General features: G+C 46.2%; 12 protein-coding genes. 2 read left to right on the top strand and 10 right to left on the bottom strand.

Features of this window, described 5'->3' with window-relative positions:
* Nucleotides 1-9: 9 nt before the first annotated feature.
* The gene (locus HYW89_04140) at nt 10-441 is read right to left on the bottom strand and encodes a hypothetical protein (protein ID QQG45160.1); all 432 of its coding nucleotides are present in this window, start codon (nt 439-441) and stop codon (nt 10-12) included.
* Nucleotides 442-468: 27 nt separating this feature from the next.
* On the opposite strand from HYW89_04140, the gene HYW89_04135 reads away from it, so the two are divergent.
* Entirely contained in the window at nt 469-2,106 is a 1,638-nt protein-coding gene (locus HYW89_04135; protein ID QQG45159.1) for a hypothetical protein, read from the top strand.
* A gap of 57 nt (nt 2,107-2,163) precedes the next feature.
* Here HYW89_04135 and HYW89_04130 read toward each other — a convergent pair whose 3' ends face one another.
* On the bottom strand, nt 2,164-2,379 hold the full coding sequence (locus HYW89_04130; protein ID QQG45158.1) for a hypothetical protein: 216 nt from the start codon (nt 2,377-2,379) through the stop codon (nt 2,164-2,166).
* 96 nt (nt 2,380-2,475) lie between these two features.
* Here HYW89_04130 and HYW89_04125 point away from each other — a divergent pair, with 96 nt between their 5' ends.
* Nucleotides 2,476-4,281, top strand: a complete 1,806-nt coding sequence (locus tag HYW89_04125; GenBank protein QQG45157.1) for a glycosyltransferase family 39 protein — start codon at nt 2,476-2,478, stop codon at nt 4,279-4,281.
* A gap of 994 nt (nt 4,282-5,275) precedes the next feature.
* On the opposite strand, the gene HYW89_04120 is transcribed toward HYW89_04125, so the two are convergent.
* The 8 genes from HYW89_04120 to HYW89_04085 form a co-directional block, all read right to left on the bottom strand.
* Nucleotides 5,276-6,109, bottom strand: a complete 834-nt coding sequence (locus HYW89_04120; protein QQG45156.1) for an FtsQ-type POTRA domain-containing protein — start codon at nt 6,107-6,109, stop codon at nt 5,276-5,278.
* Complete coding sequence (locus HYW89_04115; protein QQG45155.1) at nt 6,106-7,299, bottom strand: alanine racemase; 1,194 nt, start codon at nt 7,297-7,299, stop codon at nt 6,106-6,108. The genes HYW89_04120 and HYW89_04115 overlap by 4 nt, the downstream gene beginning before the upstream one ends.
* A gap of 3 nt (nt 7,300-7,302) precedes the next feature.
* Nucleotides 7,303-8,619 (bottom strand): serine--tRNA ligase, encoded by a 1,317-nt coding sequence (gene serS / locus HYW89_04110; protein ID QQG45154.1) that lies wholly within the window; start codon nt 8,617-8,619, stop codon nt 7,303-7,305.
* Between the two features lie 15 nt (nt 8,620-8,634).
* Nucleotides 8,635-10,158, bottom strand: a complete 1,524-nt coding sequence (gene lysS / locus HYW89_04105) for a lysine--tRNA ligase (protein QQG45153.1) — start codon at nt 10,156-10,158, stop codon at nt 8,635-8,637.
* A 69-nt stretch (nt 10,159-10,227) separates the two neighbouring features.
* The gene (greA, locus tag HYW89_04100; protein ID QQG45152.1) at nt 10,228-10,680 is read right to left on the bottom strand and encodes a transcription elongation factor GreA; all 453 of its coding nucleotides are present in this window, start codon (nt 10,678-10,680) and stop codon (nt 10,228-10,230) included.
* Nucleotides 10,681-10,714: 34 nt separating this feature from the next.
* Nucleotides 10,715-12,661 carry a penicillin-binding protein 2 gene (mrdA, locus tag HYW89_04095; GenBank protein ID QQG45151.1) on the bottom strand — a complete coding sequence of 649 codons (1,947 nt, stop codon included), beginning with the start codon at nt 12,659-12,661 and terminating at the stop codon, nt 10,715-10,717.
* On the bottom strand, nt 12,662-12,952 hold the full coding sequence (locus tag HYW89_04090; GenBank protein QQG45150.1) for a hypothetical protein: 291 nt from the start codon (nt 12,950-12,952) through the stop codon (nt 12,662-12,664).
* Nucleotides 12,953-13,165: 213 nt separating this feature from the next.
* Entirely contained in the window at nt 13,166-13,924 is a 759-nt protein-coding gene (locus tag HYW89_04085; protein ID QQG45149.1) for a rod shape-determining protein MreC, read from the bottom strand.

The raw sequence follows: 13,924 nt of genomic DNA, 5'->3' as shown, positions 1-13,924 counted from the left end.
AAATAAAATTTATAACTTCTTTATCTTTCTAAGTTGGACAAGTTTATCGTAGTAGTCGTCCACCAAGTGATCATGCAGCTCGTCTAAAAGATAGGGCGTGGCAGACTCGGCGACCTTAACGGCATTATTTATACCGCGTGTTAAGGCAATCTCAATCAAGGTACGAACCTGCGTTTCCCGCTCCTCCTGATTTTTAACTTCGTCGGCTTTTTTCTTCAGGTCATCCGTTAGTAAGTGCGCTCCGGCAGGAGGGGTTACGGCCGGGGTGGAGAGCGGAGGACGAACCTCTTCAACCTGTTTTCGCAGAACTTCACGCAACAGCTCTTTTTCTTCGGGCACCTCAACACCGCGCAGGGCAAACTCGCGCTTTTTTTCTTCAAGTTTTTGCTCCAATTGCCGGATTTCTTCCTCGGCTGAGGGTTTCTCCTGATCTTCAACCATATAGTCTATTATAGTATAGTAAACACAATGAGTAAACGAACCGGTGTCTTGTTAATTTTATTAGGTATTCTGGCCCTTGGTGCATTTTTCCGTTTTTATCTTATCACCGAAATCCCGTTGGGACTTTATCCGGATGAAGCCATGAACGGCAATAATGCCCTAGAGGCGCTTGCCACGGGTGACTTCAAAACATTTTATCCAGAAAACAACGGCCGTGAGGGTCTTTTTATTAATTTGCAGGCAATAGCGTTGGGGCTTTTCGGAAACGTGCCTTGGGCGTTGCGGATAGTAAGCGCCTTTTTTGGGACTTTGACGATATTGGGGATATTCCTCTTGACGCGCGAACTCTTGCGATTGAAGTCGAACTTCAATCATGAGCGAAGTGAGCGAAGTTCGACTTCAATCGCTCTCCTTACCAGTTTCTTTCTTGCCGTGAGTTTCTGGCACATCAATTTTTCCCGCATTGGATTTCGCGCAATTATGGTGCCATTTTTTGCCAGTTTTGCTCTATATTTTTTACTCAAAGGCCTGCGTACGGGGAAATTGTGGAGCATAATCGCAGCCGGTATATTTACCGGCCTTGGATTCCATACCTATATTGCTTTCAGGTTTATGCCTTTTGTTTTGGCAGTACCAATTATTATCTATCTTATTCGTTGGTGGAAAAACAAAGAAACAAACTGTATACCATGCCTAGTGGCACTTTTTCTTTTAGTAAACATCTTGGTGGGTCTGCCGCTCGCACTTTATTTTTTTGAAAATCCCCAGGATTTTATAGGACGGGCAGGTGAGGTATCTGTTTTTTCGGCAAAAAATCAGGCTTTAGAATTTGTTAAATCCAATGCCAAAACCTTAGGTATGTTTTTTGTACCCGGCGGCGGAGACTGTAACTGGCGGCACAATTTTGATTGTCAACCATTTCTGCCGTACGGAATACTTGCCACTATCGGCATCTTAGCGCTATCAAGGTTAGCCCCTGGTTACCAAGGTTTAACCTTGATAGCATGGCTTTTCTTTATGTCGCTTCCTGCCACCCTTACCCGCGAAGGACTACCGCACGCCCTTCGCTCTATTGGCATGATTCCGCCGATTATGATTCTTTCGGGTTTTGGGTCTTGGTGGATTTATCACAAAGTCAAAGACTGGCTTGAAAAGCAGAAGATAAAATGGCCGCAGTATACAGGCCAGCTGGAGCGTATTAAAAAAGAGGTCTTTATACTTGGAATGCTGACCCTGCTTTTTATTCCGTTGTACACATTCCAACAGTATTTCGTTCAGTGGGCCTATAATCCCAACTCTTATTTTGCTTTCTCTACGGATATCTGGCACTTGGGGCAGTATCTAAATGGATTGCCGAATGATGTAAAAAAATATGTAGTGGTAAATATGCTCGGAGTTGATATCCGTGGCATCCCTGCTCCGACCCAAACCGTAATGTTCGCCACGAATACATTTAGAAAAAAAGAGCGCATGGAAAAAAATATTACATATATACCCTATAGAGACGAAACCTCTATGGTCTCTGCTATAGAGGTTTTGCCTCAACAAAAGACGGTGATCGCATTTCTCAACGGCGGTGATAGAAAACTTATAAAAAACATTCAAGAAAAATTTGAGGGTCTAAAGATTAAAGTCCCGGGAGATTTCGTAATTTTGGTAAATTGAAAGGAGCGGCTGGGCAAAACCCATACACCGCTCCTGACTCCTCGGCTGGGCCACGGCCTACGCTATGCCGTAGCTCAACCAGCCTTCGCCCTCCTCGAGAATGGTCGCCCCCCGTCGGAGGATTTCCTCCCTCCAATGCGTGGGGTTGAGGGCACCACCGAATACAACAGCGCCCTTCATGGCGAACTTCCCCATGGGGCCGCCGCCCGCAGAAACCTGCTGCGACGGCTTGACGACTGGCTTTGACTGGGCCGCCTGCACCTTCTTGGCCATTTGACTCCCCCTTTCTTCTCGTGGAATGGCCTGATTTTTGCTATAATAAAGCCGAGATTAAAATCTAAACTGTATATTCTAATTATACTCTATTCTATGAAAAAAGTCAACATAGGGGCAGCTACCATACTCCTCGTAATGCTTTTTCTCATGCTTGATTCAATTCGTAATGATTCAGCCATTATGGATGAACTAGCGCACATTCCGGCAGGGTTTGGATATGTCACTCAACTTGACTATCGTCTAAATCCCGAGCACCCGCCGCTTTTGAAGGCGCTGGCCGCACTATCCGGACAAATCTTTACAAAACCCCATTTCCCAACCGATACTCCTTACTGGCAAGACGATATCAATGGCCAATGGGCACAAGGAACAAAATTTTTATACAATTCCGGCAACAATGCTGACAAAATAATTTTCTGGTCGCGCTTTCCGCTTATTCTTCTTGCTATTCTTTTTGGCTGGCTATTTTTTGACTGGACCAAAAAGCGGTTTGGAAATACGGTAGCCTTGCTCGCACTTACGTTTTTTGCTTTCTCTCCTACTTTTCTCACACATTCGCGCTACGTTACTACCGATTTGGGCGCGGCTTTTGGATTTTTTATCGGTATAATTACTTTTCTTAAATTTCTTGAAGCTCCAACCTGGAAAAATCTGCTGGTCTCGGCCCTTGCCTTTGGGGTTGCGCAGTTAATTAAATTTTCACTCATTCTTCTTATCCCGCTCTACGGCCTGCTCTGGATTTTCTGGGTCTTTTCGCAACCCAACCTGCATTTTCACGAACGAGTACGTGTTGGCCTGCGGTATCTTTGGAAAATAGCAATGGTCGGAGTTTTGGGAATGCTGCTCGTCTGGCTCGTATATGTGCCGTTCACTTGGAACTATCCTCAAGCGCGTCAACTCCGCGACACTGAATTTCTTCTTTCGTCCTACGGTTTCCGGCCGCCGGTGGATTTTGATATTGCGCTTGTTAAAAATAAAATTACACGGCCCTTGGGACAGTATTTGCTTGGGGTTTTGATGGTTAATCAACGGGCGCTCGGCGGAAACACCCAATTTTTCTTAGGCGAGGTATCAAATACCGGCTCGCGGAGCTACTTTCCACTCCTTTATCTTTTAAAAGAACCGCTGGCACTGCATGTTTTAACGTTAGTTGCCGTTTGGTTTAGCATAAAGAAGTCGAACTTCCTAAGGAAGTTCGACTTCGGAGGAGGACGGGGGTGGATTGAAAATCATTTTATTGAATTTTCCGCGCTTGTTTTTATAGCATTTTACTGGTTAATCTCCATAAAATCGCCGTTAAATATCGGCGTGCGCCACGTACTGCCAACTTTTCCTTTTATCTATTTACTGGTGGCGAAACAAATTACAGAATGGCTGCGTTTTCACAAAATTTCTACGCCACAAAATTGGATTGAGTGGCTGAAAATAATTTATCAAATTTTTGTAAAATCGGTGCCCAAGTATATTTTTGTGGCGCTTATGATTTTATGGCTCACCTTGGGAACCGTAAGCGCATATCCGCATTTTATGACCTACTATAATGAATTTGCCGGCGGTTCGCGTTCCGGATGGAAAATCGCAGTTGATTCCAATTATGACTGGGGACAAGATTTAAAACGCCTTGCGCAATATGTTGAGAAAAATAAAATAGAAAAAATTGCCGTGGATTATTTTGGCGGCGGAGATCCGAAATATTATTTAGATGATAAATTTGAGGGCTGGTGGTCAGGCCGGGGACCAGCGCATGACTGGTTTGCCATCTCCGCAACTTTCAGACAAAGCGCATTTGGAACTCCCGCGCCGGGATTTATCCGTAAACCCGAAGACTCTTATGAGTGGTTAAAACCCTATCCCCCAGTTGCCCAAATTGGCTCAATTTTTATATACAAATTGCCATAGTTCTCTAAACTAATAATTTAAGTTTGGTTTACTGTATTGTGCACTTAAAACCGATCGGTTTTAAGTGCACAATACAAAAATTAGGCCGCTTGACAGATTACTTGGGATTTGCTATACTTGAAAGATAGCGGGTGCGCTGGCGCACCTAAGGGCCGGAGAGCGTTTATCGCCTCCTGCTCAACCTACCCGAGTCCCTTCCCTGCCTCTGATTGCATGCAGGGCGGGAACCAGGCTCGGTACGCCAGCTTTCTTCACCAGAACTGGCGTTTGCAAGCCCAACCATTGAGCTGGCGCCAGTTCAGTGGTTGGCCGGGTTCGAAGTATCCCGAGCCCCCGATCTATGGGGCAGCAGGAGAGGACCTCGGCCGAGGTAACCGTCTCTTCGGGGTATGGGGGCTAAAGCGGCCATGACGGCGCGTCCTCCTTGAGCTGCTGCCCGACGGGGTAGTAGTAGTCAGGGAAAGCCCATTTAACATAATTCCTTTAACAAGGTTCCCCCGCGCTAGGCCGCTGGGCAGTGGGCCTACCTTACGAGAGGCCACCCAGCACAAGGCTGAAAATCGCTCTTAACTGGCGACCGCGTGGGAACCTTGCGGGAGGGGCAGCGGTATAACGGCGGGGAATGGCAGTTTGAGCCCGCCGTACCGCCGCTCCGTTGGGGGAGGGTGGCCTGCCACACTATTTTGGGGGCGGGCAACACCACTCCTGGGGGGGCGGGCAAGGCCCAGTAAGGAGTCCTCGAGCCATACGTTTGTTCGTGATCCAGGCCGGGGCTACTGCTGGCACCTCCCCGCCCCATATGTCTAACGGCGCCCACTCCATACGGCCCGCCCGTACATAAAACGGGCAGAAAGGAGTAGAAGGAGTGTCCGGCTTCGTGTAAGGTAAGCTCCCGTCCGTTAGGGATGGGTCATCACAGTACCAAAGGGTTCCCAGCAATGGGAACCCTAAACATTTTTATACACCATGTTTATCTTCCACCAAGAGTTAAGTTTTATGGCAGTAGCTTGTAAAACACTTTATTTCCAAACCTAAGATCAATATAATCCAGTTGCGGCCGTTTATCTTTTATTTCTTCATCCAAAACTGTTTTTAAGACCCTAAAAGCATTAACCCAATCATCATCTTTATTAAAGTAAATTTTAAAACCTTCGCTGGTCACAACCCAAATTTCGCGCGGTACTTTTTTAGAAAGTTCATATCCTATAACTTCCAAGCCCAAGTTTTTCCTAAGTTCTTCGGCTAAAAACAGCATCCGTTCTGTAAGGGGCGGCTCAAGAATTTGGGACGGCACTTCCGGAGAAAATCCTTCAGTGTTTATTCTGGTTATAAGAAATCCTGCAGAATCCGGCGCCTGCTCGTAGGCAAAACCGGTTTTGTCAACGTAAACGCATTGCGCCGCAACGTCTTTTTTGACCGCTTTAGCGCAAAAAATCCCCCAAAGCTCACGTTCCTCAACCGCAATTTTAACGGAATCTGGAAATTTTTTAGTGACGGAAACGGACTGAATGTTGGGGAAATCATTTAAAACTGCCTTAGATAATTTATCAGAATTAACGAAAAAGAAAGATCTTTTTGGAATAATAAGCGCATAGTTACCCTCAAGTATTTTCATAACCTTTTTCTGCAGCATATTTTGATCAAGCGTTTTCAGGCCGGAGAAACTAAAGTTAGCAACCTGCCAATTGGGCAACCGCGCTAAATAAAAAAGACTGCTGACCAGCAGTATAAAAAGCACAGAGACTCCAGCTATCTTCGGCGCTTTTTTTGATAAAATCCCCGGGCCCTTAGTCTCTTTGGATGTATAAACAATACGGCTGGTGTTCATACTATAAATCTTTTAATCAAGGGGTTAATACGAGTTAAAAATTCATACTGACTTGTGCCGATTTTAAGTGCAAGTTCGTCCGCCCAGATTACCTCTTTACCGCTTCGTCCAACAAGCGTAACCTCGTCGCCCGCCTTAACTTTAGAAACTTTTGTCACGTCAACCACTATCATATCCATACTGACACGACCAAGCACCCTAACCCTCCTGCCGCGTACCAATACATCACTTAGGCCCGAAAGGCCTCTATCGTAACCGTGCCAATACCCAACCGGTAGGACGGCAATTTTTGTATCTTGAGGTACTCGTTCTGTAAGATCATAGCCCACAAACGAGTCCCGCGGTATCTCCTTGGTCTCGCTCACAACTGTTTTCCACGTCAATACCGGCCTTAGGGTGATCGGCGCATTGCGCTTTGCAATTTGTGCTTCTGGCGACGGCCAATAGCCGTACAAACCCATGCCGATCCGCACCATATCTAAATGTGCCTCCGGGAAAAGAAGAGCACCGCCGCTGGCCGCGGCATGCCGTATTAAATTCTTTCCGCCCGAGGCGCCTGCCCGTCCGTAGCCGGGCGAAGACGGGGATCCGCCTTTGGCGGAAAATCCGGCCTTTCTAAAATCGGAAACCACTCTATTAAACTTTTTAAGTTGTTCCAACGTATAAGTTGGATAGGCAGCATCTTTGGCTGCGGCAAAATGGGTGTAAATACCTTGAGGCCTTAAACGATACGATTTCAATAATTTTAAAACCTTGGGAATATCAGTAGATAAAAAGCCCTGACGATGCATGCCGGTGTCCATTTTTACGTGAAAGACCGGAGGTTTTTTTATTCTGTTTAACTCTTTTAGAATCTCAAAATTGGAAACAGTAATGATTATGTTTTCTTTGGCTGCTTCCTCAAGGCGTGAGGGAAGTGTGGCGCCCAGAACAAAAATTGGATTTTTAACGCCTTCTTTGCGAAGCCGCAGACCCTCAACAATGGAATCCACTCCGAACCACCCTCCTTCGCTAAAGCTACGGAGGGCAAGCAAAGATTTTGCAACTTGTACGAGACCGTGACCATAAGCGTTAGATTTTACTACCGCCATAAGACAAGTCTTCTTTGGGATCAACTTCAAAAATTGCTCCACATTGTGGTGGAGCGATCTTTGATTTATCTCAATCCATGTTCTTACATCTCTTGTCATAAATTAGCGTTTAATCACACCAATTCCGCCCATGTACTGACGCAAAACTTCTGGGATCAAAACCGACCCATCCTCCTGCTGATAATTTTCTAAAATCGCAATCAAGGTGCGGCCGATGACAAACGCCGTACCATTTAACATATGGACAAATTCAAGCGAACCGTCTTTGCGGCGGACTTTAATATTAAGGCGCCGCGCCTGAAAATCAGTAGTGTTAGAAGCAGAAGTAACTTCACGATACTCACCCCTTCCTTCATTTTGTCCGGGAAGCCAGGCCTCAAGGTCGTATGTTGCGGCTGCTGGGTCACCCAGATCTCCTGTGGAAATTTGAACCACACGGTAAGGAATCTTCAGCGCCCGCCAAAAACGTTCCTCAAGCGCCAGCAATAATTTATGCTCATCATGTGATGTTTCCGGTGTTGCAAAAATAAACATCTCTGTTTTATCAAACTGATGTACCCTCAAAATTCCTCGCGTATCTTTGCCGTAGGAGCCGGCTTCCCTCCGAAAACAAGTTGAGAAAGCAATGTGGCGATGAGGAAGTTTTTCTTCCCCAAATACTTCATCCGTATGCATCGGGCCCACTGATTGTTCCGCTGTCCCTACCAAATAAAGGTTGTCTTTTTCCAGATGATAAATCTCGTCTCCGCCGCGCTCCATATAACCCATGGCCCGCATGGCTTCGGGTTTTATTAAAACAGGCGGAATAACGGGGATAAAAGACTTGAGGAGAAGATTAAGGTTTTCTTCTTTTATAACTTGGGCGATATTTTCTTCCTGGCGCAGAAAATCCATCACGTACTGAATCAACGCGAATTCAAGAAGCGGGGCCTCGTGTTTTAAATATCCAAAACGCGTGCCGGAAACTTTGGCCGCGCGTTCCGTATCTATAAGATCAAGTTTAGTGCCAAGTTCAATATAATCTCGCGGCTTAAATTTAAACTTTGGCTTCTCACCAACTTCTCGCAGGACTTTATTATCGCTTTCATCTTTTCCCACCGGCACATCCGGGTCTGGTATATTGGGAATTTTATACATTAAATCAGTAAATTCTTTTTCCAAACTCTTCAACTCAAACTCAATATCGCCCAGCCGTCTTTTTAGTTCTTTGGACGATTCAATTTTGGCTTGGTCTTTGGAACGCGCAATTTCCTCCGATAGTTTATTCTGCTCGGCGCGCAAGTCGTCCACCTCTTTAATTTTTGCCCGGTGTTTTTCGTCCACCTCAAGTAAATGCTCCACACCAAACTCCACTCCCCTATTTTTGAGGGATTTTTTAAGCTCTTTAGAGTTTTCACGAACCCACTTGATATCAAGCATAAAATAATACCTTAGTTATTTCTGCCTCATTGTGGGGAACAATACTACCTCACGAATGTTTTTGGTATTGGTAAATAGCATCACCACTCTATCAAGACCGATTCCAAGACCGGCAGCAGGGGGCATTCCGTATTCCATGGCTTCCATATAATCTTCGTCAATCCGATGCGCCTCTTCTTCACCTCCGCCGCGAAGATTTTCTTGTTCTTCAAATCGTTTTCGCTGATCCAAGGGGTCATTTAGTTCCGCAAAACCGTTGGTGAGCTCCATACCGCCTGCGACAAGCTGGAAACGCCTAACTTCTCCTGCATGCTTTGCCCTTTTGGCCAAAGGCGATATATCCAACGGGTGATTTACCACAAACGTCGGCTGTACCAAGTGCGGCCGGCAGATTTTTTTATAAATCTCATCCGCAATTTTCCCTTTTGTTTCATGCCGACCTACTTCAATTCCAAATTGCCGCGCACGGGTAGCCAAAGAATCCCGCGACTCACTGTCGTAGTCAATAACTAAGGCGTAGCGCTTGAGAAGCTCTTTAAAAGCGATCCGCGGAAATGGTTTTTTGAAAATAATTTTTTTACCTTCAAATTCAACTTGATGTCTGGAGGTCGGACCTCGATAGCTTCTATCGAGGTCCGACCTCAATAGCGATAAAAATAAATCTTCAACAAACTTCATCATATCTTCTTCATCCCAGTAAGCAGCGTAGCATTCGGGTTCTGTGAATTCAGGATTATGCGATGCGTCAATTCCCTCGTTACGGAAACTTTTGCCAATTTCAAATATCTTCTCCCAGCCGGCTATGAGTAAACGCTTCAAATAAAGTTCGGGCGCAATCCGCAAATATAAATCAATATCCAAAGCATTATGATGCGTTACAAAGGGCTTGGCGAGCGCCCCTCCGGGAATTGGATGAAGCATGGGTGTTTCTACTTCTAAAAAGCCGTTTTTCTCAAAAAAATCGCGCAGGACCCTGATGATTTTGGAGCGCGTCTCAAATCGCTCGCGAACTTCCGGGTTCATCAAAATATCCAAGTATCGTTTTCGGAAACGCTCCTCCACATCCTGCAAACCATGCCATTTCTCGGGCAGGGGCCGGAGCGATTTTGCCAGCATCTGCCAGCCAGAAACCTCAATCGTCTCCTCGCCTTTTTTGGTTTTAAAAAGCTTCCCCTCTATACCGAGAAAATCGCCAATATCAACGGTCTCCATAAACATCCCGTACTTCTCCCCCAACACGTTATTCTTGAAATAGGCTTGAATTTTGCCGCCCAGCGAAGCTGGGCGAGCCTCACCCCGAAGGGGCGGACCGCCTGCGTCTTGAATATCAATAAATGTTGATCCCCCATGCTCGCGCTTAGCCATTATGCGCCCCGCCACGGCCACCGCTTTTTTGGACTTAGCCAATGCCGAGAATTTCTTTAAAACTTCCCCAATCAAATGCGTCCGGCCCGACTCGGCCGGATAGGGGTCACTACCAGTACTTTGCAGCTTTTCTAATTTTTTGAGCCGTTCCTTACGAATATCTTCTAAAGCCATAAGCCCAGTATAAAAAGAAAAAACAGGGACATCAACCCCTGCTTTAACATCTACATCATCAACAGAACCCTATTGTATTCCAAGAATTTCGTAAGTCGTCATGCCTCCGGGAGTTTTTACCTCAACCGTATCCCCCGCACGATGGCCTAAAAACGCCTTTCCCAAGGGAGACTCGTTGGAAATCTTGCCCTGTGCGGGACTGGCTTCCTCCGAACCCACAATAGTATATGTTTCTTCGCCTTCCCCTGACCGAACACGAATGGTTGAACCAACGTCAACCGTATCGCTGATACGATCCTTTTTTATCAGAACGGCATTACGGATTGTCTCCTCAAGCTCGGTAATCTGCGACTCTATCAACGATTGTTCCTCCTTGGCCTCCTGATATTCGGCGTTTTCGGAAAGATCGCCTAAGGTTTTGGCGTGTTCCAGGCGAGCTGCAATTTCTTTTCGTCTGGTAGTCTTTAAATGCTCAAGTTCCTGCTTGAGTTTTTCTAAACCTTCTTGAGATACATATTCCATAAAAGTGATACCTACTTTATTAAAATTAATAAAATTAGTCAACTGTTGATAACTTACGGCTCTGGAAATACCACTGAAGAATATCGCGGGTTATGGGCACAGCCACTGTGGCTCCCTCTCCGGCGTGCTCCACCATCACGGTTATGGCAATCTCCGGCTTTTCCACCGGCGCAAACACAGTTACCCAAGCGTGGGGCAGGCCGGACCCCGCCTGCGCCGTACCGGTCTTGGCGGCCGCAGACACGGGAAGACCAGCCAATAGACGCGCCGTGCCTGAAGTCACAGTCTGACGCATTCCCCGAACAACACGTGATAAATTTTCTTTGCTTACAAAATTTTCCCGGATAAGACGCGGCTGGTAACGCTCCTTAATGTTGCCGCCCTCATCCAGCACCGCGTCCATAATATGCGGCTGCCAAATTTTGCCGCCGTTGGCAATTGCGGCTGTGGCCATAGTCATCTGAAGCGGCGTTACTTTTACCCCGCCCTGACCAATGGAAACATTGTAAGTATCGCCGACCCGCCAGACAGGGTTATCGGGCTCGGTGATTTTTTTAGTTTCCGGGTCAGGTAAAAAACCGGTCCTTTCTCCCGGAAGATCAATACCAAGTTTTGAACCAAAACCAAAAGCAAGGGCATATTTTTTAATTTTTTCAATTCCGAGACCCTTTTGCCCTTTGTATCCGCCGCCCAAAGTATAGAAATAAACGTTTACTGACTGGGCAATCGCATCATAAAAATTTACCCAACCATGATTCTTCCAGTCCAAAAAAACTGATTTTTCACCCGGTTTGTACGGATTAGGGATTTCAATAAACCCCTCGGTATAAATTTTTTTGTCCGGATCAATCAAACTCTCCTCAAGTATAGCGGCGGCTAAAATCGGCTTTATGGTTGATCCCGAAGGAAACTCTCCCGAAATCGCACGATTAAAAAAGGGCTTGAGCGGATCTTTCAGCCGCGCCTCAAATTCTTTTGGAGAAAGAGCTTGCCCAAAATTAGTGATATTAAAAGAGGGGGAACTTAGCAGCGCACGCACAGCACCGTCCCTGGGATCAACCGCTATAACGCTTGCCCCCTTCTTTCCTCCGATATAACGCGTTAATACCTCATAGGCGATTTTTTGCAGGCCCCCTTCAACCGTAAGAATAAGTCCTGATCCCGGAGCCGACTCCTGCGTCATACGAAATCTGGTTTCGCGTCCGCTTGAGTCAACTTCCACGATTTTCCTGCCGCTCCTGCCGCGAACTTCTGAATCGTAAAATGCCTCCAAGCCACTTTTTCCAACCACTGCTTCCAGTTCAAGCTGCGGCTCGCGCGCCAAGTCTTCTTCCGACACCTTGCCGACAAATCCCAAAAGATGAGCATTGGCCATGGGGTCTTGGTAGACACGACGGTAACTCTCAAAGATCTGGACTCCGGGCAATTCATCAAGATGGGGCGCGATCTTTACCAATCTCTCAAGCGATAACTCATCCGAAAGAATTATTTTGGGCGGTAGTTTTGACGGATCGTCTTCCTCTGGAAATCCAAAAGACAACAAAAACTCGTTTGAAAACCCCAACCGTTCCTGCAGACGTTCTCTCAAGAGCGAAAGCGCGCCTTTCTCCTTAAAAAACATTCTTCGGTCAAATAAAAGTCCGAGTAAGGGCACATTTTCAACCAGAGGCTCTTTGAAACGATCATAAAGTACGCCGCGCGGCGGTAAAATGGGTCTCTCCAAAAACCTGTTTTCCTGGGATTTTGCGAAAAAAGATGACCCTGATTTTATCTGGAGCGACAACGCGCGGCCGGAAAGATAAAGCATGCCGCCAACAGCTACCAGTAAAAAAAAGACAGCCGCAACCCGGCCAATAGGACGCTCCATTTTACCTTCAGTTACGGTAAAGGGCCGTAAGGCGCTGGCCGAATCCGCCAGCACCTCATCCGGATCAAGTTGTATTCCATGACTATTTTTTTTAAAAAAGCGGAAAGTGGACATTTAGGCCTTTAGTTTAAGGAGGAAGAACTCGCGCAAAAACTCAACTAAAAAAGAGGCAAATGCTAAAATACCAACGTAAAGAGCAGGGGGGTAGAGCGAAAAACTGCCCAAAATAAGTCCGCCGAACGCCGCCATCCAAAGACGAGAATATAAATGCGTGGTCCAGAACCAAAAAAATATAGTTAGCAGTGTCAGCGGCAACTGAATACCAAAAAAGCTAATACGCGATCCCCACGTCAACTCCAAAAAAAACACAAATAGCAATGTTACCACGACAACAAGATTGCGCATAATTCTAAAGACCTTTTACACAATAAGCATTCGTGTCAAGACGCGAGGCGCATTTCACAGCAGCGAAATCGCCCCGTCTCCGAAATTCCAGAATTTTGAGCGAAAATCGTGAAGGATGAGGAGGCCTATATGGTGCATATAAGACGACGAAGCCTGAACGATTTGCAGCCAAAATTCTGGAGTTGCAGTAGAATTGTTATTGTGTAAGAGGTCCTAAGGCGAAGAAATAATAAATACCTCCTGAAGCGTTTCCGGACGAGAAAGCAATGAGGCCCGCACTTCTTTAAAAGCGCTGCCGGAAGTTTGCCCGATGGATGTTATCTCGCCCGCCAAAAGGGGCATTTTACCGGAAAGCATAACAAAATCCCCCTGACGCAGTGCGGCATCGGCTGAAATTAACTCCAGCGAAAAGGTCTTGCCGCCGATACCTTTGATTAAAGTTCTGACGCGTAGCGGTATGATATCTGCTTCAAAAGCCTCCTCCGGATTGGAGGCAACAGAAATCTTGGCGATGTTCGGTCCTGCTTCAAACACCCTTCCAACCAACATCCGGTTAGAATCTGTAACCAACATGCCCTTTTTGATTCCGGAGTTTTCACCATGATCAACCACTAAAAGTTCTTTGCCGAGTTCCCGGGCATGAAGCAAAACTCTTGCACCCCGAAGGCGCGGCGCGACAGTTTCTTTAAACCCGAGGGCTTTTTTCAGGGATTCATTTTCAAGTTTTAATTTTTCCGCATCAAAAAGAGACGCTTTAAGGCGCTGGTTTTCTTTGACAAGATCCAAAACCTCTTTATCTGACAATTTTAGTGAGGTTCCTCGGACAGCTTGTGAAATCTTCATCAGGGGCCGGAAAATCAAAACTATTCCCATGCGTATACTTTTGGCAAAACCGGCGTTACTAAAAAAAATAAGCAGCCCGAGAAGAATCACTGCCGCTACCACCTTAATTATTTGACCACGTCGCATCAT

The sequence above is a fragment of the Candidatus Sungiibacteriota bacterium genome (genome assembly GCA_016432465.1).
Taxonomy (GTDB): Bacteria; Patescibacteriota; Minisyncoccia; order Sungbacterales; family HO2-52-23.
The sequence above is the reverse complement of the archived record's forward strand: the minus strand, read 5'-3'. Positions and strand labels throughout refer to the sequence as shown.

Excerpts from the sequence above, each read along its gene's own strand:
- HYW89_04140 (QQG45160.1), bottom strand. The coding sequence starts at position 441 with ATGGTTGAAGATCAGGAGAAACCCTCAGCCGAGGAAGAAATCCGGCAA.
- HYW89_04135 (QQG45159.1), top strand. The coding sequence starts at position 469 with ATGAGTAAACGAACCGGTGTCTTGTTAATTTTATTAGGTATTCTGGCC.
- HYW89_04130 (QQG45158.1), bottom strand. The coding sequence starts at position 2,379 with ATGGCCAAGAAGGTGCAGGCGGCCCAGTCAAAGCCAGTCGTCAAGCCG.
- HYW89_04125 (QQG45157.1), top strand. The coding sequence starts at position 2,476 with ATGAAAAAAGTCAACATAGGGGCAGCTACCATACTCCTCGTAATGCTT.
- HYW89_04120 (QQG45156.1), bottom strand. The coding sequence starts at position 6,109 with ATGAACACCAGCCGTATTGTTTATACATCCAAAGAGACTAAGGGCCCG.
- HYW89_04115 (QQG45155.1), bottom strand. The coding sequence starts at position 7,299 with ATGACAAGAGATGTAAGAACATGGATTGAGATAAATCAAAGATCGCTC.
- serS (QQG45154.1), bottom strand. The coding sequence starts at position 8,619 with ATGCTTGATATCAAGTGGGTTCGTGAAAACTCTAAAGAGCTTAAAAAA.
- lysS (QQG45153.1), bottom strand. The coding sequence starts at position 10,158 with ATGGCTTTAGAAGATATTCGTAAGGAACGGCTCAAAAAATTAGAAAAG.
- greA (QQG45152.1), bottom strand. The coding sequence starts at position 10,680 with ATGGAATATGTATCTCAAGAAGGTTTAGAAAAACTCAAGCAGGAACTT.
- mrdA (QQG45151.1), bottom strand. The coding sequence starts at position 12,661 with ATGTCCACTTTCCGCTTTTTTAAAAAAAATAGTCATGGAATACAACTT.
- HYW89_04090 (QQG45150.1), bottom strand. The coding sequence starts at position 12,952 with ATGCGCAATCTTGTTGTCGTGGTAACATTGCTATTTGTGTTTTTTTTG.
- HYW89_04085 (QQG45149.1), bottom strand. The coding sequence starts at position 13,924 with ATGATGCGACGTGGTCAAATAATTAAGGTGGTAGCGGCAGTGATTCTT.